At 69.6% G+C, this 21,445-nt stretch carries 18 protein-coding genes, 2 tRNA genes and 1 pseudogene; 17 read left to right on the top strand and 4 right to left on the bottom strand.

Features of this window, described 5'->3' with window-relative positions; all coding sequences use genetic code 11:
• Window positions 1-132 precede the first annotated feature (132 nt).
• The 11 genes from dnaN (at window position 133) to ACEXOX_RS24755 (ending at window position 12,579) form a co-directional block, all read left to right on the top strand.
• On the top strand, window positions 133-1,263 hold the full coding sequence (gene dnaN / locus ACEXOX_RS24805; RefSeq protein WP_406523351.1) for a DNA polymerase III subunit beta: 1,131 nt from the start codon (window positions 133-135) through the stop codon (window positions 1,261-1,263).
• Between the two features lie 810 nt (window positions 1,264-2,073).
• Window positions 2,074-2,955, top strand: a complete 882-nt coding sequence (gnd, locus tag ACEXOX_RS24800) for a phosphogluconate dehydrogenase (NAD(+)-dependent, decarboxylating) (RefSeq protein WP_406523349.1) — start codon at window positions 2,074-2,076, stop codon at window positions 2,953-2,955.
• 64 nt (window positions 2,956-3,019) lie between these two features.
• Window positions 3,020-4,156, top strand: coding sequence for a DNA replication/repair protein RecF (recF, locus tag ACEXOX_RS24795; protein ID WP_406523347.1), 1,137 nt, complete (start codon window positions 3,020-3,022; stop codon window positions 4,154-4,156).
• A 19-nt stretch (window positions 4,157-4,175) separates the two neighbouring features.
• Window positions 4,176-4,751, top strand: coding sequence for a DUF721 domain-containing protein (locus ACEXOX_RS24790; protein WP_406523345.1), 576 nt, complete (start codon window positions 4,176-4,178; stop codon window positions 4,749-4,751).
• Window positions 4,752-5,012: 261 nt separating this feature from the next.
• Window positions 5,013-7,067: a DNA topoisomerase (ATP-hydrolyzing) subunit B gene (gene gyrB, locus ACEXOX_RS24785; RefSeq protein ID WP_406523343.1), complete on the top strand. Its 2,055-nt coding sequence runs from the start codon at window positions 5,013-5,015 to the stop codon at window positions 7,065-7,067.
• Window positions 7,068-7,138: 71 nt separating this feature from the next.
• Window positions 7,139-9,763, top strand: a complete 2,625-nt coding sequence (gene gyrA, locus ACEXOX_RS24780) for a DNA gyrase subunit A (RefSeq protein WP_406523341.1) — start codon at window positions 7,139-7,141, stop codon at window positions 9,761-9,763.
• Between the two features lie 346 nt (window positions 9,764-10,109).
• Window positions 10,110-10,517: a DUF3566 domain-containing protein gene (locus ACEXOX_RS24775; protein ID WP_406523339.1), complete on the top strand. Its 408-nt coding sequence runs from the start codon at window positions 10,110-10,112 to the stop codon at window positions 10,515-10,517.
• A gap of 115 nt (window positions 10,518-10,632) precedes the next feature.
• A tRNA-Ile gene (locus ACEXOX_RS24770) sits at window positions 10,633-10,709 on the top strand.
• Window positions 10,710-10,905: 196 nt separating this feature from the next.
• Window positions 10,906-11,040, top strand: a complete 135-nt coding sequence (locus tag ACEXOX_RS24765) for a DLW-39 family protein (protein ID WP_003958712.1) — start codon at window positions 10,906-10,908, stop codon at window positions 11,038-11,040.
• Between the two features lie 220 nt (window positions 11,041-11,260).
• The gene (locus tag ACEXOX_RS24760) at window positions 11,261-11,998 is read left to right on the top strand and encodes a hypothetical protein (protein WP_406523337.1); all 738 of its coding nucleotides are present in this window, start codon (window positions 11,261-11,263) and stop codon (window positions 11,996-11,998) included.
• Window positions 11,929-12,579, top strand: a complete 651-nt coding sequence (locus tag ACEXOX_RS24755) for a hypothetical protein (RefSeq protein WP_406523336.1) — start codon at window positions 11,929-11,931, stop codon at window positions 12,577-12,579. The genes ACEXOX_RS24760 and ACEXOX_RS24755 overlap by 70 nt, the downstream gene beginning before the upstream one ends.
• A gap of 171 nt (window positions 12,580-12,750) precedes the next feature.
• Here ACEXOX_RS24755 and ACEXOX_RS24750 read toward each other — a convergent pair whose 3' ends face one another.
• Both ACEXOX_RS24750 and ACEXOX_RS24745 read right to left on the bottom strand, forming a co-directional pair.
• Window positions 12,751-14,088 carry a protein kinase domain-containing protein gene (locus tag ACEXOX_RS24750; protein WP_406523334.1) on the bottom strand — a complete coding sequence of 446 codons (1,338 nt, stop codon included), beginning with the start codon at window positions 14,086-14,088 and terminating at the stop codon, window positions 12,751-12,753.
• Window positions 14,089-14,167: 79 nt separating this feature from the next.
• Window positions 14,168-14,716 carry a DNA-binding protein gene (locus tag ACEXOX_RS24745; RefSeq protein WP_030017051.1) on the bottom strand — a complete coding sequence of 183 codons (549 nt, stop codon included), beginning with the start codon at window positions 14,714-14,716 and terminating at the stop codon, window positions 14,168-14,170.
• A 129-nt stretch (window positions 14,717-14,845) separates the two neighbouring features.
• Here ACEXOX_RS24745 and ACEXOX_RS24740 point away from each other — a divergent pair.
• Window positions 14,846-14,918, top strand: a tRNA-Ala gene (locus ACEXOX_RS24740).
• Window positions 14,919-14,980: 62 nt separating this feature from the next.
• On the opposite strand, the gene ACEXOX_RS24735 is transcribed toward ACEXOX_RS24740, so the two are convergent.
• Window positions 14,981-15,958, bottom strand: a complete 978-nt coding sequence (locus ACEXOX_RS24735; RefSeq protein WP_406523332.1) for a DMT family transporter — start codon at window positions 15,956-15,958, stop codon at window positions 14,981-14,983.
• 74 nt (window positions 15,959-16,032) lie between these two features.
• Between ACEXOX_RS24735 and ACEXOX_RS24730 the strand changes: the two genes are divergently transcribed.
• Window positions 16,033-16,869: an AraC family transcriptional regulator gene (locus ACEXOX_RS24730; RefSeq protein WP_406523330.1), complete on the top strand. Its 837-nt coding sequence runs from the start codon at window positions 16,033-16,035 to the stop codon at window positions 16,867-16,869.
• Here ACEXOX_RS24730 and ACEXOX_RS24725 read toward each other — a convergent pair.
• Window positions 16,835-18,283: a cation:proton antiporter gene (locus ACEXOX_RS24725; RefSeq protein WP_406523328.1), complete on the bottom strand. Its 1,449-nt coding sequence runs from the start codon at window positions 18,281-18,283 to the stop codon at window positions 16,835-16,837. The two genes, ACEXOX_RS24730 and ACEXOX_RS24725, sit on opposite strands and share 35 nt — an antisense overlap.
• A 296-nt stretch (window positions 18,284-18,579) precedes the next feature.
• On the opposite strand from ACEXOX_RS24725, the pseudogene ACEXOX_RS24720 reads away from it, so the two are divergent.
• The 4 genes and pseudogenes from ACEXOX_RS24720 to ACEXOX_RS24705 all read left to right on the top strand — a co-directional run.
• Window positions 18,580-19,631, top strand: a pseudogene (locus ACEXOX_RS24720) (AMP-binding protein); the annotation flags it as partial.
• Window positions 19,605-20,156, top strand: a complete 552-nt coding sequence (locus ACEXOX_RS24715; protein ID WP_406526460.1) for an AMP-binding enzyme — start codon at window positions 19,605-19,607, stop codon at window positions 20,154-20,156. The pseudogene ACEXOX_RS24720 and the gene ACEXOX_RS24715, both read left to right, overlap by 27 nt.
• Complete coding sequence (locus ACEXOX_RS24710; protein WP_406523326.1) at window positions 20,149-20,418, top strand: phosphopantetheine-binding protein; 270 nt, start codon at window positions 20,149-20,151, stop codon at window positions 20,416-20,418. The genes ACEXOX_RS24715 and ACEXOX_RS24710 overlap by 8 nt, the downstream gene beginning before the upstream one ends.
• A gap of 5 nt (window positions 20,419-20,423) precedes the next feature.
• A complete protein-coding gene (locus ACEXOX_RS24705) occupies window positions 20,424-21,380 on the top strand; it encodes a chlorinating enzyme (RefSeq protein ID WP_406523324.1) in 957 nt (318 codons plus the stop codon).
• The last annotated feature ends 65 nt before the right edge of the window (window positions 21,381-21,445 follow it).

Below are 21,445 nucleotides of genomic sequence, written 5' to 3'. Positions count from 1 at the left end.
GGCGCCTCTCGACCCGACTTGACCCCGAGCAGCAACAGCTGTCGGTGACGTACGTCAGACTGGTCCCCGGCGACCCAGCCGACGAAGAAGGCCAGCAGGGCGTAAGCCAGCAACAGCAGGAGGCGGTTTCCGGTGAAGATCCGGGTGGAGCGCGATGTACTCGCGGAGGCAGTGGCCTGGGCGGCCAAGAGCCTCCCGGCCCGTCCGCCGGTGCCCGTCCTCGCGGGCCTGCTGCTGAAGGCGGAGGAAGGCAGCCTGAGCCTCTCCGGCTTCGACTACGAGGTCTCGGCGCGCGTCTCCGTCGACGCGGACGTGGAGGAGGAAGGCACCGTCCTGGTCTCCGGCCGCCTGCTGGCCGACATCTGCCGTGCCCTCCCCAACCGCCCGGTGGAGATTTCCACCGACGGTGTACGGGTCACCGTCGTCTGCGGCTCCTCGCGGTTCACCCTCCACACCCTCCCGGTGGAGGAGTACCCGGCGCTGCCGCAGATGCCGACCGCCACCGGCACCGTGCCCGGTGAGGTCTTCGCCGCGGCCGCCGCCCAGGTCGCCATCGCCGCCGGCCGTGACGACACCCTGCCGGTGCTCACCGGTGTCCGGATCGAGATCGAGGGCGACACCGTCACGCTGGCCTCCACCGACCGCTACCGCTTCGCGGTCCGCGAGTTCCTGTGGAAGCCGGAGAGCCCGGACGCCTCCGCGGTGGCCCTGGTGCCCGCCAAGACGCTCCTGGACACCGCCAAGTCCCTCAGCAGCGGCGACAGCGTCACGCTGGCGCTGTCCGGCTCGGGCTCCGGCGAGGGCCTGATCGGTTTCGAGGGCGCGGGCCGCCGGACGACCACCCGGCTCCTGGAGGGCGACCTCCCGAAGTACCGCACGCTCTTCCCCACCGAGTTCAACTCGGTCGCCGTGATCGAGACCGCTCCGTTCGTCGAGGCCGTCAAGCGCGTGGCGCTGGTCGCCGAGCGGAACACCCCGGTGCGCCTGAGCTTCGAGCAGGGCGTGCTGATCCTGGAGGCGGGCTCCAGCGAGGACGCACAGGCTGTGGAGCGGGTGGACGCGGACCTGGAGGGCGACGACATCTCCATCGCCTTCAACCCGGGCTTCCTCCTGGAGGGCCTGTCGGCGATCGACTCCCCGGTGGCCCAGCTGTCCTTCACCACCTCGACCAAGCCGGCGCTGCTCAGCGGCCGCCCGGCCAAGGACGCCGAGGCTGACGAGGCGTACAAGTACCTGATCATGCCGGTGCGTCTGTCCGGCTGATCTTCTCTCCGGCTGACCGGCGGTCCGCACCGTCCGCCGACGGAAGTCACCCGGGAGTTTTCCCTCCGCCCCTGATACACGAGCGCTACGTGCGTGCGTCAGGGGCGGAGTTGTTTTCGGTGCAGCAGCCGGCAATCAGCGGATATCGGCTGCGGACAGCGCCGTAAGAGCGACGCCATTCCCTTACCGGCCCCACCCGGACGCCGTACCAGTTTCTGCATTTCCGCACCGAAGGGTATAAGTGCCGGAATTCGCGAGCGGCTGTTCTCAGCTGCGGAATGAAACCGATATCCGCAACCGTACGGCTACCCGCCGGCCCCGGCCCGGGCGCCCCGTTGCACCGGGTGGGTCCGGGGTCCGAAAGTAATCCACAGCCGGTGGACACAGTTTCGCCGCGCGGGCGCCGACGCTGGTCACGAGGTCGACAACCCCCAGCCTCCGGCTGCGACTGTGGAAAACCAGGCTGGGCAGCCGCGCCAGGTGACGACCTTCGGGCGAGCGGAAACCGGCCGCGTACAGGGCACGAAGAGAAGTGCGCCTCCTGCGGCCCTGCCCTTTCCGCGGGGAGCGCGTCGCCCCACGGAAACCGCAGACAGTCATTGCCGACCACCCCGGAGAAGCGTGCAATCCGGGAATTATCGCGGCAGTCACTGCCACCGGACACAAACAGCGCGAAGAACCGGGAACGTCACCCCGGCCCCACCCCCGGTTGTCCACAGGTGTGGGGGCCCGCGCCGCCGCGTCGTGGCTTCGCGCGTAAACTCGACACGTAGGGCGGGGATGTGCCGTAACGCAACGTAAGGGGTACTGATGGAGCTCGGTCTCGTCGGTCTCGGCAAGATGGGCGGCAACATGCGCGAGCGCATCCGCCGCGCTGGCCACACCGTCATCGGATACGACCGCAACCCGGACCTGGCTGATGTGAACAGCCTCAAGGAACTGGTGGACGGGCTCAAGGGTCCGCGCGTGGTGTGGGTCATGGTGCCCGCCGGCGACGCGACCCAGGCGACCATCGACGAGCTGGGCGAGCTGCTGTCCCCCGGCGACGTCGTGGTGGACGGCGGGAACTCCCGCTGGACCGACGACGAGAAGCACTCCGAGGAGCTGCGCGCCAAGGGCATCGGCTTCGTCGACTGCGGCGTCTCGGGCGGTGTCTGGGGCCTGGAGAACGGCTACGCGCTGATGTACGGCGGCTCCACGGAGGACGTCGCCAAGGTGCAGCCGATCTTCGACGCGCTCAAGCCGGAGGGTGACTTCGGTTCGGTGCACGCCGGCAAGGTCGGCGCGGGCCACTTCGCCAAGATGGTCCACAACGGCATCGAGTACGCCATGATGCAGGCCTACGCCGAGGGCTGGGAGCTGCTGGAGGCGGTCGACTCGGTCACCGACGTGCGCGAGGTCTTCCGGTCCTGGCAGGAGGGCACGGTCATCCGTTCCTGGCTGCTGGACCTGGCGGTCAACGCGCTGGACGACGACGAGCACCTGGACAAGCTGCGGGGCTTCGCCGCCGACTCCGGCGAGGGCCGCTGGACGGTCGAGGCCGCGATCGACAACGCCGTACCGCTGCCCGCGATCACGGCGTCGCTCTTCGCGCGCTTCGCCTCGCGCCAGGACGACTCGCCGCAGATGAAGATGATCGCGGCGCTGCGGAACCAGTTCGGCGGCCACGCCGTCGAGAACGCGAAGAAGTAAGCAGCACCAAGAAGCAAGCAGCCAGGTAGCAGAAGTCCGGTAGCCGGGGAGGTCGACGCGCCACATGCACGTATCGCATCTCTCGCTCGCCGACTTCCGCTCGTACGCCCGGGTCGAGGTCCCGCTCGACCCGGGCGTCACGGCTTTCGTGGGCCCCAACGGGCAGGGCAAGACCAACCTCGTCGAGGCGGTCGGCTACCTGGCCACGCTCGGCAGCCATCGGGTCTCCTCCGACGCGCCGCTGGTGCGGATGGGCGCCGAGCGGGCGATCGTGCGGGCCGCGGTCGTCCAGGGCGAGCGGCAGCAGCTGGTCGAGCTGGAGCTGAACCCGGGCAAGGCCAACCGGGCCCGTATCAACAGATCGTCGCAGGTCAGACCGCGTGACGTGCTGGGGATCGTCCGGACGGTGCTGTTCGCGCCGGAGGACCTGGCGCTGGTCAAGGGCGATCCGGGGGAGCGCCGCCGCTTCCTGGACGAGCTGATCACGGCGCGTTCGCCGCGGATGGCGGGGGTGCGCTCGGACTACGACCGGGTGCTCAAGCAGCGCAACACGCTCCTGAAGAGCGCGGCGCTGGCCCGGCGGCACGGCGGCCGTCAGATGGACCTGTCGACGCTGGACGTGTGGGACCAGCACCTGGCCCGGGTCGGCGCGGAGCTGCTGGCCCAGCGCCTGGACCTGATCGCCACGCTCCAGCCGCTGGCCGACAAGGCGTACGAGCAGCTGGCGCCGGGCGGTGGCCCGCTGTCGATGGAGTACCGCGGCTCGGCGGGCGACGGGATGGCCGGCGCCTCGACGCGGGAGGAGCTGTACGGGCTGCTGACCGAGGCGCTCGGCGCGGCCCGTAAGAACGAGATCGAGCGCGGGGTGACGCTGGTCGGCCCGCACCGCGACGACCTGCTGCTCAAGCTGGGGCAGCTGCCCGCCAAGGGGTACGCGAGCCACGGCGAGTCCTGGTCGTACGCGCTCGCGCTGCGGCTGGCCTCGTACGACCTGCTGCGCGGTGAGGGCAACGAGCCGGTGCTGGTGCTCGACGACGTGTTCGCGGAGCTGGACAGCCGGCGGCGGGAGCGGCTGGCGGAGCTGGTGGCGCCCGGTGAGCAGGTGCTGGTGACCGCCGCGGTGGACGACGACGTGCCGGGCGTGCTGTCGGGGGCCAGGTTCGCGGTGTCCGAGGGTGTCGCGGAGAAGGTCTCCTCGTGAGCGGGCGTCGGAGCCGGTGATGAGCGGCGAGCGGCCGGACCCGCCCTCCGAGGAGCCCTCGGAGCGGCCGCCCGGAGCCGACCAGCCCAAGCCCCCGGAGTTGTCCGGAATCGATCTGGCCCGGCAGGCGCTGGTCGCCGCCAAGGAGCAGGCGAAGGCGCGGGGCGCCGCGGCGCAGCAGAAGAAGCAGGCGCGCCGCGGCGGCCTGCGCTCCGGCGCGCGGGCGGACGGGCGCGATCCGCTGCCGCTGGGGGCGGCGATCAACCGGCTCATCACGGAGCGCGGCTGGGAGACCCCGGCCGCGGTGGGCGGTGTCATGGGGCGCTGGCCGCAGCTGGTGGGCCCGGAGGTGGCGCAGCACTGCGAGCCGCAGAAGTACGACGAGGAAGCGCGCGTGCTGACGGTGCAGTGCGACTCGACGGTGTGGGCGACGCAGCTGCGGCTGCTGGCGCCGCAGCTCGTCGCGCGGCTGAACCAGGACCTGGGCCAGGGCACCGTGAAGCTGATCAAGGTGCTGGGGCCGGGCGGTCCGGCGCGGCGGTACGGGCCGCTGCGGGCGCCCGGCAGCAAGGGCCCCGGGGACACGTACGGCTGAGGCGGACGCGTGGTACGGGTGAGACTCCGCTCACCGTAGCCGGAGGTTGACAGCCCGAAGCGCTGAACGCCCTCTAGAGCGTCCTGGGGCCCCGTCGCAGATATGGGGAGTCGGCCAACGGCACTTCAGGACGGCACATGACGACTCAGGGGCCCGCAAACCCCCATTAGTTTCGGCGCTACCGGTAGACTGGTAGCAATCCCGCCCACTCGCGGAACATGTCGAACGACGCAGCCGCCCTGCTTCTGATGGAGGCGGCTCGTGCTGTGCCAGAAAGGGCGCTTCGTGGCCGACTCCGGCGACCTCAACGAGAACAACACGGCTTCTACTGAAGAGGGGGTTACTGCCGGCGCCAGTGGCGACTCTTCGGAAGAGAAGTCGTACGACGCCAGCGCGATCACCGTCCTTGAGGGCCTGGACGCGGTCCGTAAGCGTCCGGGCATGTACATCGGCTCGACCGGTGAGCGTGGTCTGCACCACCTCGTGCAAGAGGTCGTCGACAACTCCGTCGACGAGGCGATGGCCGGGCACGCGGACACCATCGACGTGACGATCCTGGCCGACGGCGGCGTGCGCGTCGTCGACAACGGCCGGGGCATCCCCGTGGGCATCGTCCCGTCGGAGAACAAGCCGGCCGTCGAGGTCGTGCTGACGGTGCTGCACGCCGGCGGCAAGTTCGGCGGTGGCGGGTACGCGGTCTCCGGCGGTCTGCACGGTGTGGGCGTCTCCGTCGTCAACGCGTTGTCGCAGAAGGTCGCGGTCGAGGTCAAGACGGACGGCTACCGCTGGACGCAGGACTACAAGCTGGGTGTGCCGACGGCGCCGCTGGCCCGTAACGAGGCCACCGACGAGACCGGTACGACGGTCACCTTCTGGGCCGACGGCGACATCTTCGAGACGACCGAGTACAGCTTCGAGACGCTGTCCCGCCGTTTCCAGGAGATGGCGTTCCTCAACAAGGGCCTGACGATCTCGCTCACCGACGAGCGTGCGGCCCATGTGGACGAGGAGGGCAAGCCGCTCTCGGTCACGTACCACTACGAGGGCGGCATCGTCGACTTCGTGACGTACCTGAACCAGCGCAAGGGTGAGGTGGTGCACCCCACCGTCATCGACATCGAGGCCGAGGACAAGGAGCGGATGCTCTCGGTCGAGGTGGCGATGCAGTGGAACACCCAGTACACCGAGGGTGTCTACAGCTTCGCCAACACCATCCACACCCACGAGGGCGGTACGCACGAAGAGGGCTTCCGCTCGGCGATGACGGGACTGATCAACCGTTACGCCAGGGACAAGAAGCTGCTGCGCGAGAAGGACGACAACCTCACGGGTGAGGACATCCGCGAGGGTCTGACGGCGATCATCTCGGTCAAGCTGGGTGAGCCGCAGTTCGAGGGCCAGACCAAGACGAAGCTGGGCAACACCGAGGCCAAGACCTTCGTGCAGAAGGTGGTCCACGAGCACCTGACGGACTGGCTCGACCGCAACCCGAACGAGGCCGCGGACATCATCCGCAAGGGCATCCAGGCCGCGACCGCGCGGGTGGCGGCCCGCAAGGCCCGGGACCTGACCCGCCGCAAGGGTCTGCTGGAGACGGCGTCGCTGCCCGGCAAGCTGTCGGACTGCCAGTCCAACGACCCCACCAAGTGCGAGATCTTCATCGTCGAGGGTGACTCGGCCGGCGGTTCGGCCAAGTCCGGCCGTGACCCGCAGTACCAGGCCATCCTGCCGATCCGCGGCAAGATCCTGAACGTGGAGAAGGCGCGGGTCGACAAGATCCTGCACAACAACGAGGTGCAGGCGCTGATCTCGGCCTTCGGCACCGGGGTCCACGAGGACTTCGACATCGAGAAGCTCCGCTATCACAAGATCATCCTGATGGCGGACGCCGACGTCGACGGTCAGCACATCAACACCCTGCTGCTCACCTTCCTCTTCCGCTTCATGCGGCCGCTGGTGGAGGCCGGGCACGTGTATCTCTCCCGCCCGCCGCTCTACAAGATCAAGTGGGGTCGTGACGACTTCGAGTACGCGTACTCGGACCGGGAGCGCAACGCCCTGATCGAGCTCGGCAAGCAGAACGGCAAGCGGATCAAGGACGACTCCGTCCAGCGCTTCAAGGGCCTGGGCGAGATGAACGCCGAGGAACTGCGGGTGACGACGATGGACGTCGACAGCCGGGTGCTCGGCCAGGTCTCGCTGGACGACGCGGCGCGCGCCGACGACCTGTTCTCGGTGCTGATGGGTGAGGACGTCGAGGCCCGGCGCTCCTTCATCCAGCGCAACGCCAAGGACGTCCGCTTCCTCGACATCTGAGCCCTGTCGGCCCTCCCCCGCCCGACGGCGGGGACCGCAGCAGCCGCAGCTCGAAAGGATTTAGAACAGCAATGGCCGACGAGAATCCCCCTGTGACCCCGGACGGCGTGACCGTCGACGGCACCGCAGCCGCCATCGAAGGTGTCGGTATGCGTGTCGAGCCCGTCGGGCTCGAAACGGAGATGCAGCGCTCCTACCTCGACTACGCGATGTCCGTCATCGTCTCGCGTGCGCTGCCCGACGTGCGGGACGGCCTCAAGCCGGTGCACCGCCGCGTCCTGTACGCGATGTACGACGGCGGGTACCGCCCCGAGAAGGGCTTCTACAAGTGCGCCCGCGTCGTCGGCGACGTGATGGGTACGTACCACCCGCACGGTGACTCCTCCATCTACGACGCCCTGGTCCGGCTGGCCCAGCCGTGGTCGATGCGGATGCCGCTGGTGGACTCCAACGGCAACTTCGGCTCGCCGGGCAACGACCCCGCCGCGGCCATGCGGTACACCGAGTGCAAGATGAAGCAGCTCTCCATGGAGATGCTGCGGGACATCGACGAGGAGACCGTCGATTTCCAGGACAACTACGACGGCCGCAACCAGGAGCCGACGGTCCTGCCGGCGCGCTTCCCGAACCTGCTGATCAACGGCAGTGCCGGTATCGCGGTCGGTATGGCGACCAACATCCCGCCGCACAACCTGCGCGAGGTAGCCGCCGGTGCCCAGTGGGCGCTGGAGAACCCGGAGGCGTCCAGCGAGGAGCTGCTGGAAGCGCTCGTCGAGCGCATCAAGGGCCCGGACTTCCCCACCGGTGCGCTGGTGGTGGGCCGCAAGGGCATCGAGGACGCGTACCGTACCGGCCGTGGCTCGATCACCATGCGTGCGGTGGTCGAGGTCGAGGAGATCCAGAACCGCCAGTGCCTGGTGGTCACCGAGCTGCCGTACCAGGTCAACCCGGACAACCTCGCGCAGAAGATCGCCGACCTGGTCAAGGACGGCAAGATCGGCGGCATCGCCGACGTCCGTGACGAGACCTCCTCGCGTACGGGCCAGCGCCTGGTCATCGTCCTGAAGCGGGACGCCGTCGCCAAGGTCGTGCTGAACAACCTCTACAAGCACACCGACCTGCAGACGAACTTCGGCGCGAACATGCTCGCCCTGGTGGACGGCGTGCCGCGCACCCTGTCGCTGGACGCGTTCATCCGCAACTGGGTCAACCACCAGGTCGAGGTCATCGTCCGGCGCACCAAGTACCGGCTGCGCAAGGCCGAGGAGCGGGCCCACATCCTGCGCGGTCTGCTCAAGGCGCTGGACGCGATCGACGAGGTCATCGCGCTCATCCGGCGCAGCGACACGGTCGACGTGGCGCGCGAGGGCCTGATGGGCCTGCTGACCATCGACGAGATCCAGGCCAACGCGATCCTGGAGATGCAGCTGCGCCGGCTGGCCGCCCTGGAGCGCCAGAAGATCACCGCCGAGCACGACGAGCTGCAGGCGAAGATCAACGAGTACAACGCGATCCTCGCCTCCCCGGAGCGCCAGCGCCAGATCATCAGCGAGGAGCTGGCGGCGATCGTCGACAAGTTCGGCGACGACCGGCGCTCGAAGCTGGTGCCCTTCGAGGGCGACATGTCCGTCGAGGACCTGATCGCCGAGGAGGACATCGTCGTCACGATCTCCCGTGGCGGCTATGTGAAGCGGACGAAGACCGACGACTACCGGTCGCAGAAGCGCGGCGGCAAGGGCGTTCGGGGCACGAAGCTGAAGGAAGACGACATCGTCGACCACTTCTTCGTCTCCACCACCCACCACTGGCTGCTGTTCTTCACCAACAAGGGCCGGGTCTACCGGGCCAAGGCGTACGAGCTGCCGGACGCCGGACGGGACGCGCGCGGCCAGCACGTGGCCAACCTGCTGGCCTTCCAGCCGGACGAGCAGATCGCGCAGATCCTGGCGATCCGTGACTACGAGGCCACGCCCTACCTGGTGCTCGCCACCAAGGGCGGTCTGGTGAAGAAGACGCCGCTCAAGGACTACGACTCGCCGCGCTCCGGCGGTGTCATCGCCATCAACCTCCGGGAGACGGAGGAGGGCGCGGACGACGAGCTGATCGGTGCCGAGCTGGTCTCCGCCGAGGACGACCTGCTGCTCATCAGCAAGAAGGCGCAGTCGATCCGGTTCACCGCCACGGACGAGGCGCTGCGTCCGATGGGGCGTGCCACCTCGGGTGTCAAGGGCATGAGTTTCCGCGAGGGCGACGAACTGCTCTCGATGAATGTGGTGCGGGCCGGTACGTTCGTCTTCACCGCCACCGACGGCGGTTACGCCAAGCGGACCTCGGTGGACGACTACCGCGTGCAGGGCCGCGGTGGCCTCGGCATCAAGGCCGCGAAGATCGTGGAAGACCGGGGTGAGCTGGTCGGCGCCCTGGTGGTCGAGGAGACGGACGAGATTCTCGCCATCACGCTCAGCGGTGGCGTGATCCGTACGCGGGTCAGCGAGGTCAGGGAGACGGGCCGTGACACCATGGGCGTCCAACTGATCAACCTGGGCAAGCGCGATGCCGTGGTCGGTATCGCACGTAACGCCGAGGCCGGTCGCGAGGCCGAGGAGGTCGACGCGGGTGTGGAGCCCGGGTCGGCCGACGAGGCGGCGGAGACCGAGGCCGCGGTGGCCGAGGGCGGCGAGCCCGCGGCGGAGTAACGCGAGGAGTAGGTCGTGAGTGGAGCCACGGGCGCTGCGGCGGGTGGACCGGGAGACAGGAAGAGCTCCCGTTCGGGACCCGCGACCGTGACGGAGGACGGCGCCCGTGGCTCCGCCGCGTCCGGCGACCCCGCGTCCGAGGGCTCCTACCAGGGGGAACCGTGACCGACCGGCGTAAGCCGCAACCGCAGCAGCCTCATTCCGCCGCGCAGCCGCAGCCCCCGGCCCAGGGGCAGGGCCCGGGGTCCGGGGCGCAGGGCGGGGGCACCCAGGGCGGCCAGCAGCCGTACCAGCCGCCTCAGGCGTACCGATCGGGTGCGGGACAGGGCGCGGGGGCTCAGCAGGGGTGCGCCGGCCGCGTACGGGCGCCCGTACGACGCCGCGTACCCGCAAGGCCCGGCTGCGGGTCGCCCGGACCGACCCGTGGTCGGTGATGAAGGTCAGCTTCCTGCTCTCCATCGCGCTGGGCATCTGCACCATCGTGGCGGTCTCGGTGCTGTGGATGGTGATGGACGCGATGGGCGTCTTCACCACCGTCGGCGGCACGATCAGCGAGGCGACGGGCTCGGGCGACGGCGGTGGTTTCGACCTCCAGTCGTTCCTGTCGCTGCCGCGGGTGCTGCTCTTCACGTCGGTCATCGTGGTGATCGACGTCGTGCTCGCCACCGCCCTGGCCACGCTCGGAGCCTTCATCTACAACATCTCGGCCGGGTTCGTGGGCGGCGTGGAGCTGACCCTCGCCGAGGACGAGTGACGGACGCGGGCGTCCTCGGAAGGGGCCGTGCGGCGGCCCCGTCCGGGGGCCCGGGGGCTCCCGGCGCACGATTTTGGGAATGCCTCTGAAGTGCGCTAATCTTTCGGTGCAGCGCGGGGCTATAGCTCAGACGGTTAGAGCGCTTCCCTGATAAGGAAGAGGCCACAGGTTCAAGTCCTGTTAGCCCCACCAGCGCGAGAGAGGCCCCACCGGAGACGGTGGGGCCTCTCTCGCGTCCGGGGTGGTCGCGGCCGGACGGCGGTGCCGGGCGGTGACGGGCGGTGCGTCATTGCGCATTGGTCGGGCCCTAGGTCACCGATCGGTATCGGCCGGTGTGTATCATCGGCCCCCAGAGGTCCCCTACGTCAACGAAAGACGAGGTCGCGCGGTGAAGAAGCTTCTCCTGGTCGCACTGGCCGCCATCGGCGGGCTCCTCGTGTACCGCCAGATCCAGGCGGATCGCGCCGAGCAGGATCTGTGGACGGAGGCGACCGACTCCGTGCCCGCAGGTTCGGGTGTGTGAGACGCGGAGCAGTTCGTAGTCAACGTACGTACCCCGGCCACCGTGTGATGGTGACCGGGGTCTCGTGCGTCCGGGGGCGGGACGGCGCGCGACGCGGCCGTCCCGACGGGTTTGCCAAAGCACATAAGTAGCTTGCAAAAGCAAATGTGGTGAGGGGTGGCTCGTGGCAAGGGGGCGTACGCGACGGAGTGGGCGCGCCGGGAGGCTGGTGCCCGTCCTGGTGCCCGTACTCGTATCCGTACCGGTGCTGGCGGGGTCCGCGGCGGCAGGGCCCGCGGACGGGTTACGGAACAGCCCGCCCGCCTACAGGACGGCGGCCGGCGCCCAGCCCGTACAGGGCACCCAGAGACCGTCCGGCGCGCCGCGTATCGACCCCGGGACGTACACCGACACCCTCGCCCGCGGCGACGAGAAGCACTACGCGGTGCGGCTGGACGAGACGTCCAGCGCCTACTTCTCCGCGGTGGCCGCGCCCCGGCCCGGCAGCGAGGTCGCGGACCACACCGACAGCCTGAAGGTCAGCCTCCGCGACGCCGACGGCAACACCTGCTCCCCCGGCGGGAGTACGGCCTTCCACGGCCGTGGCATGGCGTACCCGATAGCCGACTACGCCACCCGGCGCGCCGACGGGCCGCGGACCAACTGCCAGAAGGCGGGCGCCTACTACTTCGTGGTCAAGCGGGTCGGCAAGGCGTCGGCACCGGGGGCGGACCGCTGGCCCGTAGAGCTCCGCTTCCAGCGTGAGCCCGGGATCACGGGCTCACCACCCGCCCAACCCGCCCCGGGCACCTGGTCCACGGCAACCCCCGTACCGCTGACCGGCGGTACGAAGAAGGACGCCGAGGGCGGCACCGGCTTCAACGACGCCGGACCGATCGGCAAAGGGGTGTGGCAGGACCGCATCAGGCCGGGGAGACCCGGTTCTACCGGGTGCCGGTGGACTGGGGGCAGCAGCTGAGCGTGAGCGTCGAGCTGCCGGGCGGGACGCTGGCGGACGGAGGCGCCGCGCTGCGCGGGCGGGGCGCGGTGGCGGGCTCACGGCTCGTGGCGAGCGCGCTGGGGCTGGGGGTCTACAACCCGGCGCGCGGCCCGGTCAGCGACACCCGCTTCATCGCGTACGACGGCAAGCTGGCCGCCGCCAAGCTCGCCACCGCACCGGTGGCCTACGGCAACCGCTACAACGCCACCGCCCCGGTCAGCGCGATGCGCTTCGCGGGCTCGTACTACCTCGCCGTGTCGCTGCACCCGGACGCCGCGAAGTACTTCGAGGACGGCACCCCGATCACACTGCGCGTCGACCCGGCGGGGCGCCCACAGCGCGGGCCCGACTACCGAGAGAAAACCGACGACTTCTCTGTGTCGCCGCAGCAACGCGCTGCTGACGAGGAAGGGATGACGACGCAACAGGTGGCGTCGAGCAGCAGGATGCGCGTATTGGGGTATGGCGGCATCAGTACGGGTGCGGTGCTGCTGCTGGCGCTGGGGGTGTGGACGGTGGCAGCGCGCTGGAGGGTTGCTGGGGAGCGCGGGCAGCAGTGATCTGCGCCCGTTAGTCCCGGGCGCCTGCCAGGCGGCGGCACACCGCGCGTCAGCCGGCAGCTAGAGCCCAGACATCGGAGGCGGCGGCATACCGCGTGTCAGCTGACGGCTAGAGCCCAGACACCGAACGCGATGCAGAGCAGCGCCACGACGATCACCGGGACGGCGACCTTAGGCGGAGGCCCGGGGGCCGCCGCGGTGCGGCCCGGTGCCGGCGGGCCGGTGCCCGGCCGGAGGGCGGGATGGGATGGGGGCGATCGGGGGTATAGGGGCGGGTGTCCGGGGGAAAGGCGGTGGGGTGGTGGGGAGTTGTGGGGCGGGCATGCCGGTGGAGGGCGGCGCCAAGGGGGAACTGCCGGTGTCGGACATGCGCACCGGAGGCGGGGTGGGCGGAGTGGTGGGCGCGGGCGGTGGTGTCGAGGGCGCGGCACCCGGCTGCTCCGGTTGCCCTGACCCCTCCCGAAGCTCCCTCTGCCCGTGTATCTGCCTCTGTCCCTGCCCCCGTGCCTGTTCCTGCCCCCGTGCCTGTCCCTGCCCCCGTGCCTGTCCCTGCTCCTGCGACTCCGCCTGCCCCAGCCCCTCCTCCGGCTCCGTCAGCCCCTCCTCCGCCCGCTGCGGCGACCGCTCCCGTAGCGGACCGTCCGGCCCGAACCCGGCAGGCAGCGGCCCGATGTGATCGAAGACCTCGACGACCTCGTCCTCGATCGTCGCCTCCGGCAGCAGCTCGGACGCCGCGAGCAGTGCCTTGCGGGCGCCTACGGCCGTCTTGAAACGCAGGTCGGGGTCCGGCTGCAGCAGATTCGCCAGTACCTGCCACAGCGGCTCCGCGATGTCCTCGGGCGCCTCCGGCGTGCCGTGCTCGGTGAAGTGCTCGACCAGGCTCTGGGTGTCCGGCTTGGCGCCGGTGAGCAGGTTCACCGCGACCAGGCCGACCGCGAAGAGGTCGCCGGGAAAGTCGGGCTCGGCGCCCAGCATCTGCTCCGGCGCGAAGTAACCGGGCGTACCCACGACGTAATTGGCGTCCGTCAGCCGCGGCTCACCCTTGCGCATCGCGATGCCGAAGTCGGACAGCCGCACGTGCGGCCGGCCGGTCCCCGTCGACTCCAGCAGGACGTTCGCGGGCTTGATGTCGCGATGCACGATGCCTTCCGCGTGGACCGCGGTCAGCCCCGACAGCAGCTGGTCGAGCAGTACGCACACGAGTCGTGGCGGCAGCGGCCCGTAGTCCCCCACGAGGTGTGCCAGTGAGCCGCCGTGCACCAGGTCCATGGTGAACAGGACCTTGTCGTCGTCCGCGGCCCAGCTCGCGGGGGCCAGCACGTGCGGGTGGTCGATCCGTACGGCCTGTTCGCGTACGAACCGCAGCAGCGTGTGCGCGTCGCTCTGCTGGAGCACCTTGGCCGCCACGTAACGGCGGCGCCGCTGGTCCCAGGCGCGCCACACGGCTCCCACACCGCCCCGCCCGATCGGGTCGATCAGCTCGTACCGACCGGCGAAGACCTCACCCATTGCGCCCCGTCCGCCTACCGAACCACCGAACTGCCCGACTCCCGGGGGCCGTCGCGCGCCACCCCCGGCTGCCCGCCGTCTAACTCTGGTGGGCCTCGTAGTGGGAGACCGCGTCCGCGGTGCGCCCCGCTCCGTAGACCCTGAGGAACTCTGCCAGTTCGGGGTGGGTGGGGGCGAGGGTGTTGGCGGCGTCGATGATGTCACCGGCGGCCGAAACCGAGCGCAACAGCGACTGGATCTCGCGCACCACGCGCCGTACGGTCGTCGCCCCCGTGGACGACGCGGTCTGCGTGGTGTTGTTCAGCACCGACCCGCCCGCGGTCTTCTTGATCTCGTCCATCCGGTCGGTGGCCTCGGCGGCACTCACACTGCCGTCCGCCACCTGCCCCGCCAGCTCCTGGAGGGCCTGGACCCGCTGGACGACGGCCGGGTTCCCGATCTTGGCCCGCTGACCGCTCATGAGCTGGGACAGCATGGGCGCGGAGAGTCCCAGTACGGACGCGAGACGGGCCTGGTTGAGACCGAGATCGTCGATGAGACGGCGGAACAACGCTCCCAGGGGCTCGCCGTACCAGCTGCGCTGCAGCTCCCGAGCGCGCGCGGTGGCTTCTTGCTGTGCTGCGTCCATGGCGTCTCCCCTGTCTCCCCGATCGCGCTTCGCTGCCGCGAATCTCGCGAAGCATCCTACGGAGAGCACCTGCGCGCGGCGATACCCGGTCGGGAAACCTCCCGGGCACCGGGTACCCTGGTTCGCGACGGGGCCTTAGCTCAGTTGGTAGAGCGCTGTCTTTGCATGGCAGATGTCAGGGGTTCGACTCCCCTAGGCTCCACAGAGAAAGTCCCCTTGACCTGCAGGAATGCGGTCAAGGGGACTTTGCGTGCTTCCTGCCGGTCAGGCGCTCCTGGCCGGGGTGCCCTTGTGGGGCGCGAGCTCGTCGGCCGGGGGGAGCTGCTTGCCGGTGCGGGCCGAGCGCCAGGGGAGCTTGCCCTGCGTCACCGCGAGTACGGCGCCCAGCACCAGTACCAGTGCCCCGGTGCCCTGGAGCCAGCCGAAGGACTCGCCCAGGAGGAGGGTGGCGCACAGGGTGTTGATCACGGGGACGTTGAACATCATGAGGGAGGCCTTGGCCGGGCCGACGGTGCCGACGCCCCGGTAGTAGAGGAGATTCGCCACGGCCGCGGCGCCGATCGCCAGGAAGGCGGTGTTCAGCCAGACGCTGGTCGGCAGTTCGCCCCACGCCACGTCGGTCATGTCGGGTGCCGCGAGGACGCCGAGGAGCACGGCGCCCGCGCAGGTCGCGTACGTGGTGGCCTTCAGCGGTTCGATGCCCTTGAGGACGCGTGGTCCCGCCAGGGTGTAGGAGGCCCAGCACACGGCGCTCAGGAGGAAGAGGGCGTCGCCGAGGAGCCGGGACGACCCGCCGCCCCCGCTGCCGCCGGCCCCGAGGAAGAAGATCGCCGCGCCGGTGAGTCCGAGGGCCAGGCCGGTGACGCGGGCCCAGGTCGCCTTCTCCTTCTTGGTCACCAGCAGGAACGTGCTCGTGAGGACCGGGCTCATGACCGGGATGAGAATGCCGGCGTCCAGGGACGGGGCGAGCGACAGGCCCCAGAAGAAGAACCCGTTGTAGGCGAAGACGCCCAGCACGCCGGCGGCCGCCGCGAGCCATCCGTTGCGGGCCGGTACGCGCGTCGTACGGCTGCCGAACATCGCCACGGCGAGCAGCAGGGCCAGCGCACCGCCGCCGAACCGCAGGAAGGCTCCGACGGCGTGCGGTACGTGCTCCACCACCGACTTGGAACTGGAGAAGGAGCTTCCCCAGAGCACCATCGTCACCATCAGCAGTGTGTACGGGTTGCTGATCCTGTTCATCGTTACCATGCGCCGACCCTGCCCGACGGATCTTCCCCCTGACTTGAACGCTCGTGCGCGGCCACAATGAGTGCATGAGGAACGGAAACGGCTGGGTGCGGTACTGGCGGGACGGGACCCGTCCGCTGGAGGCCATGCACGCGCACTTCCTCGACCACGTGTACGCGCCGCACAGCCATGACACCTACTCCTTCGGCATCACCGATCTGGGCGCGCAGACCTTCCGCTGCCGCGGGGCGCACCACACCAGCGGCGCCGGCATGGTGATGGCGTTCAACCCCGACGAGGTGCACGACGGCCAGGCCGCCGCGGAGCTCGGCTATCAGTACCGCATCGTGCACATCGGCCCGTCCGTGGTGCGCGACACCCTCGGCGACGCGGCCGGTGACGGGGCCGCGGGGTCGATGCCGTTGTTCGTCCGCCCCGTACTGACGGATCCCCTGCTCACCGGGGCGCTGGCACGTCTGCACGAGGCGCTGGTGCACGGTTCCGGCGACCTGGCGAGGGAGGAACTCCTGACGGCCACCGTCCTCGCGCTCGCGGAGCGGGGCGCGACGCGGGCACCACGGAGGCGGGCCCTGGGGGGCGAGGCACAGCGCCGGGCCGCCCGGCAGGCGCACGCCCTGCTGAACGACCTCTTCCTCGAACCGGTGTCGGCGGAGCAACTGGCAGCGGCGGCCGGCTGCAGCCGTTTCGCGCTGTACCGGGCCTTCCGCTCGGAGTTCGGCATGGCGCCGAGCGACTACCAGCGCCTCCTGAGGCTCCGTCGGGCACGGCAGCTGCTGGCACACGGCCTGTCCCCGGCGGACGCCGCGGCGTCCGCCGGTTTCTCCGACCAGGCGCACTTCAACCGGTGGTTCAAGCGGGCGTACGGCATCACTCCGGCGATCTACCAGCGGGCCGCTCACTGACCCCTTCGGCACCCGACAGGGTGAGGGACGGGGTTTCGGGGGCGCGCTGTGCGGCCGGCCCGGCGGGCTGGTCCGGGGAAGCGGACGGCTGTTCCGGGGAGGCGGACGGCCGGGACGGCGGTTCGCGCAGGGCTCCGGTGGCCTTGAGCAGGGGTGTGGTCATCACGGTGGTGGTGATCGCCACGATGGTCAGCAGCCCGAGCATCTTCTCGTCGATGATCCCCGCCTCGTACCCGATCTGGAGCACCACCAGCTCGGTCAGCCCGCGGGCGTTGAGCAGTACGCCCAGGGTGAGCGCCTCCGACCAGGGCAGCCCCGTGCAGCGGGCGCACAGGCTGGGGCCGGCCACCTTTCCGACGGTCGCGACGACCAGCAGGGCGAGCAGGACCAGGCTGGCCCCGCCGTCCAGGCTCAGCGAGCCCAGGTCCACGCCGAGCCCGAAGCCCAGGAAGAAGAACGGCAGCAGTACGGTCTTCGCCGTGTCTGCCAAGGGGGCCACCGCTGCGCTCGCCGCCCGGTTCCCGTGGGGCCAGATCAGGCCGACCAGCAGGGCTCCGATGAGCTGGTGGATACCGAGGGCCGCCGTGAGGGTCGCGGCCACGCCCACCGCGACCACGAGAAACACCATGAGGGTCGGCGCCTTCGCGCGGGCGTCCGCAAGGTACGGCAGTTTCGTCAGGAGCCGGCGCAGCGGCCAGACGAAGACAGCGATCACCGCGACCACGGCCAGGGCTTTGGCGACGACGGTCATGGGGTCGCCGCCGTGGGCGAGCGACAGGATCAGGGACAGGAGCAGCCAGCTGCCCGCGTCGCCCACGGCCGCCGCGAACAGGCTGAGCCGGCCCGGCCGCGTGCGGGTGAGCCCCAGATCGCTCAGGATGCGCGCGAGCACGGGGAAGGCGGTGATGCTCAGCGCGCAGCCGATGAACAGGACGAAGGCGAGGGGCGGCACGTCATCGGCCAGGTAGCCGTCCATCAGCGGCAGTGCGACCAGGGCACCGGCCGCGAACGGGACGAGCAGCGACGACTGGCTGATCAGCACGGCGCGTGGCGCCGCGCCCCGCAGTCGCATCGAAGCGAGCTCCTGCCCGACCCCGAACATGAACAGGACGAGGCCCAGTTGGGCCAGGCCGTTGAACATCGGGACGACTGCTGCGGGAAACAGCCAGCCGGCCACACCGGGAGCGAGGGATCCCAGTAAGGACGGGCCGAGGAGAATTCCGGCGACTATCTCTCCGGTAACGCGTGGCTGCCCCAGCTTCGATGCCACGTATCCCAGTATGTGAGACGCGACGAGAACTGCCGCGGCGCCGAGGAAAAAGTGTCCGGCCGTGTCCAGGGTCGATGAATCCGGGCTGGCGGATTTCTTGGTGGACTGCGTGCCGCCTACCTGCAGGGTGACGGCAGTAATCACAGCAAGGGGCAGTAAAACGGTCAGAACGACTGTGCCTTGCGTGCGGAATCTCAGCTTCCTGCGGCTGGATCCCGCCAGTTCGGTCCCGGCCAACTCTTCCCCCAAGGTGGCTAGTTCATTCGGGTGCCGCAGCGAGGAGCCAACCGCACGGCCAAGGGGGCGTCCAGCCGGAGTGATCAGGATCACATGTCCTTGTCCCGGCCATATTTGCCGTGCGATTGTTTCGCTCGTCGTGAATGGCGAGGTCGTTGAATCTCACATTCTGATACGGCATTCGTTGAGCATGAGGGGGCTTCATGGTGCAATCGGATTGTTTTATACGGGCCGAAGTCGGCCTATTGGGCCTGTTCAAAGAATCCGCAAGCACGCATCCGGAGCGCTGCGCGCTGTCCGCCGACGGCAGGCGTTTCACCTACCGCCGACTCGACGAGTGGTCGGACACCATCGGGTGGCTGCTGCACGAAAAGGGAGTACGGGCGGGCGACCGTGTCGCCCTGCGCATGCTCCCCGGGGCCGACGCGGTCGCCGCCATGATCGGCGTCCTGAAGGCGGGGGCCGCCTACGTCCCCCTGGACGTCCGGCACCCGCCGGCCCGGAAGAGCTTCATCATCGCCGACAGCGAGGCGACCGCGATCATCGGTGACCCCGGTGAGGACCTCGCCGCCACCACGGTGACCAGCGTGATCACCACCCAGGAGATCGCCGAACTCGCCGACCGGGCCGGGCGGAGGACACCGGGCCCGGTGCCCGGCCCGCAGGCCGACGCCTACGTCATCTACACCTCGGGCACGACCGGCGCCCCCAAGGGCGTACCCGTACGCCATGGACACGCCGCGGCCCTTTTCACCGCCTCACGGGCCGTCTTCGATGTCGACGAACACGACCGGTGGCTCCTTTTCCACTCGATCGCCTTCGATTTCTCGGTGTGGGAAATCTGGGGGCCCTCACCACGGGGGCCGAACTGGTGGTCCTGCCCCACTGGGCCGCACGGTCGCCCGACACATACCTCGGCGTGATCGGCGACGAGGGCGTCACCGTGCTCAACCAGACCCCCACCGCATTCACCACCCTCGCCGAAGCGGCACTGCGCTCCGGCCGGGATCTGAGCGGTCTGCGGTACGTCATCTTCGGCGGGGAGAAGCTGGTACCCGCCACGCTGCGTCCCTGGGCCAAGCGGTACGGCCTGGAAAGCCCCCGGCTGGTGAACGGCTACGGCATCACCGAGACCACCGTCTTCACCACGTTCCACGAGGTCGGCGAGGACGATCTGGACTCCGACAGGTCCGTGATCGGCACCGCCCTGCCCGGTTTCGGGCTGCGGGTGGCCGACGAGAGCGGCCACGAGGTGGCGGACGGCGAGACGGGGGAGCTGTGGCTCGCCGGCCCCCAGGTGACCGACGGGTACCTCAAGCGGCCGGACCTCACCGCGGAGAAGTTCGTGCCGGTCGCCTCCCCGGACACCGGGGCGCCCGTTCTCCACTACCGGTCCGGTGACCTGGTGCACCGCCTGCCCGACGGCAGTCTCGCCTACATCGGGCGGGCCGATCTCCAGGTCAAGCTGCGTGGCTACCGGATCGAGCTCAGTGACATCGAGGCCGCGGTCCGCCGGCACGAAGGCGTACTCGACGCGGTCGTCCACGTACGGCAGTTCAAGGCCGGTGATGACCGGCTGGTCTGTGACTTCGTCGCACGGGACGAAGCGCAGGCGCCGAGGGCGGCCGATCTGCGCGCACACGTCAAGGATCTGCTGCCCGCCTACATGCATCCCGCCCGCTACCAGCGGCTGCCGGAGCTGCCCAGCACCGTCAACGGGAAGGTCGACCGGGCTGCCGTCGCCCGGTCATGGAACGAAACGGTCGTCACACATGAGTGAAATGACACAGGACAAGCCGATTCTCGACGAGGCCCGGAGCCTGATCCCGGCCTGGGCCACGGAACTCCTGGAGGAGCCGGCCACCGTCGAGGACAACTTCCTCGACCTGGGCGGCCACTCCGTCCTCGCCCTCGAACTGAGCCATCGCATCAAGGAGCGCTTCGGCGCCGAGGTCGACATTCAGATTCTCTTCGAGAAGAACCTCGGAGAGATCGCCTCAGAGGTAGCTCGTCTCACCGGTACCCCCGTACAGAGCGGATGACAGCGATGACCGTTTCTCAGCAGACCACGTTCTCCCTGACCGAAGCCGAGGTCGAGCAGTTCGAGCGGGACGGCTTCCTCGGACCCATCAAGATCTACGAGGTCGAGGAGATGGAGGAGCGCTGGAAGACCATCCAGCGGCAGCTGCGCGACCGCTCGCAGGCCATCTACCCGGAGGGCTCCGGCAAGGCGAGCAGCATCTCCAACTACGACCGGCACCTGGACATCGACCTGCTGTCCGAGCACATCATGAAGCGGGAGATCGTCGACCGGGTCGCCTCGCTCCTGGGCCCCGACCTGCTCTGCTGGCGCAGCGAGTTCTTCCCCAAGTACCAGGGCGACGAGGGCACGGACTGGCACCAGGCGGCGACCTTCGCGCACGCCAGTGGCACGCCGCAGATCGTGTGGCCCTCGGAGGACGGCCGGCCGGCCTTCGGCGGCACCGTCACCGTGTGGACCGCGTTCACGCACTCCACGAAGGAGAACGGCTGCCTCCAGCTGATGCCCGGCACGCACAAGGTCATGAACTACGACGAGTCGAAGGGCATGGAGTACAACGCGGAGGCGGCGAACTCCCGGGAGAAGGACGGCATCAAGCGGGGCTTCTTCGGCTACGACTACCGGCAGCTGCAGAAGGACCCGAACTGGAAGCCGGACGAGTCCCAGGCGTTCCCGCTGGTGATGAAGCCGGGCGAGTGCGTGATCTTCTGGTCGACCCTGATGCACGCGTCCCTGCCGCACACCGGGACCAAGAAGGACTACCGCATGGGCTACGCCGCCCGGTTCGTCCCCACGCAGGTGCAGGTCTACCCGGGCACCGACGAGGTGAGCGAGTACGGCGGCGGCATCGTGCTCGACAAGTACGGCACGGTCCTGGTGTCCGGTGAGGACACGTACGGGCACAACCGTGTCGCGAAGGAGAGCCAGCGGGGGTTCCAGTTCACCCCCCACCAGCAGAGCTGACGGGCCCCGGGGTGGAGGCGGCCTGCGGGCCGCCTCCACCCGCGCCTTTCGCCCGCCCCTACGGG

Source organism: Streptomyces sp. Ac-502, from assembly GCF_045222935.1.
In the GTDB taxonomy this organism is placed as follows: Bacteria; Actinomycetota; Actinomycetes; order Streptomycetales; family Streptomycetaceae; genus Streptomyces; species Streptomyces monomycini.
Note: the sequence above shows the minus strand (reverse complement) of the source record. Positions and strands in the feature narration are given on the sequence as shown.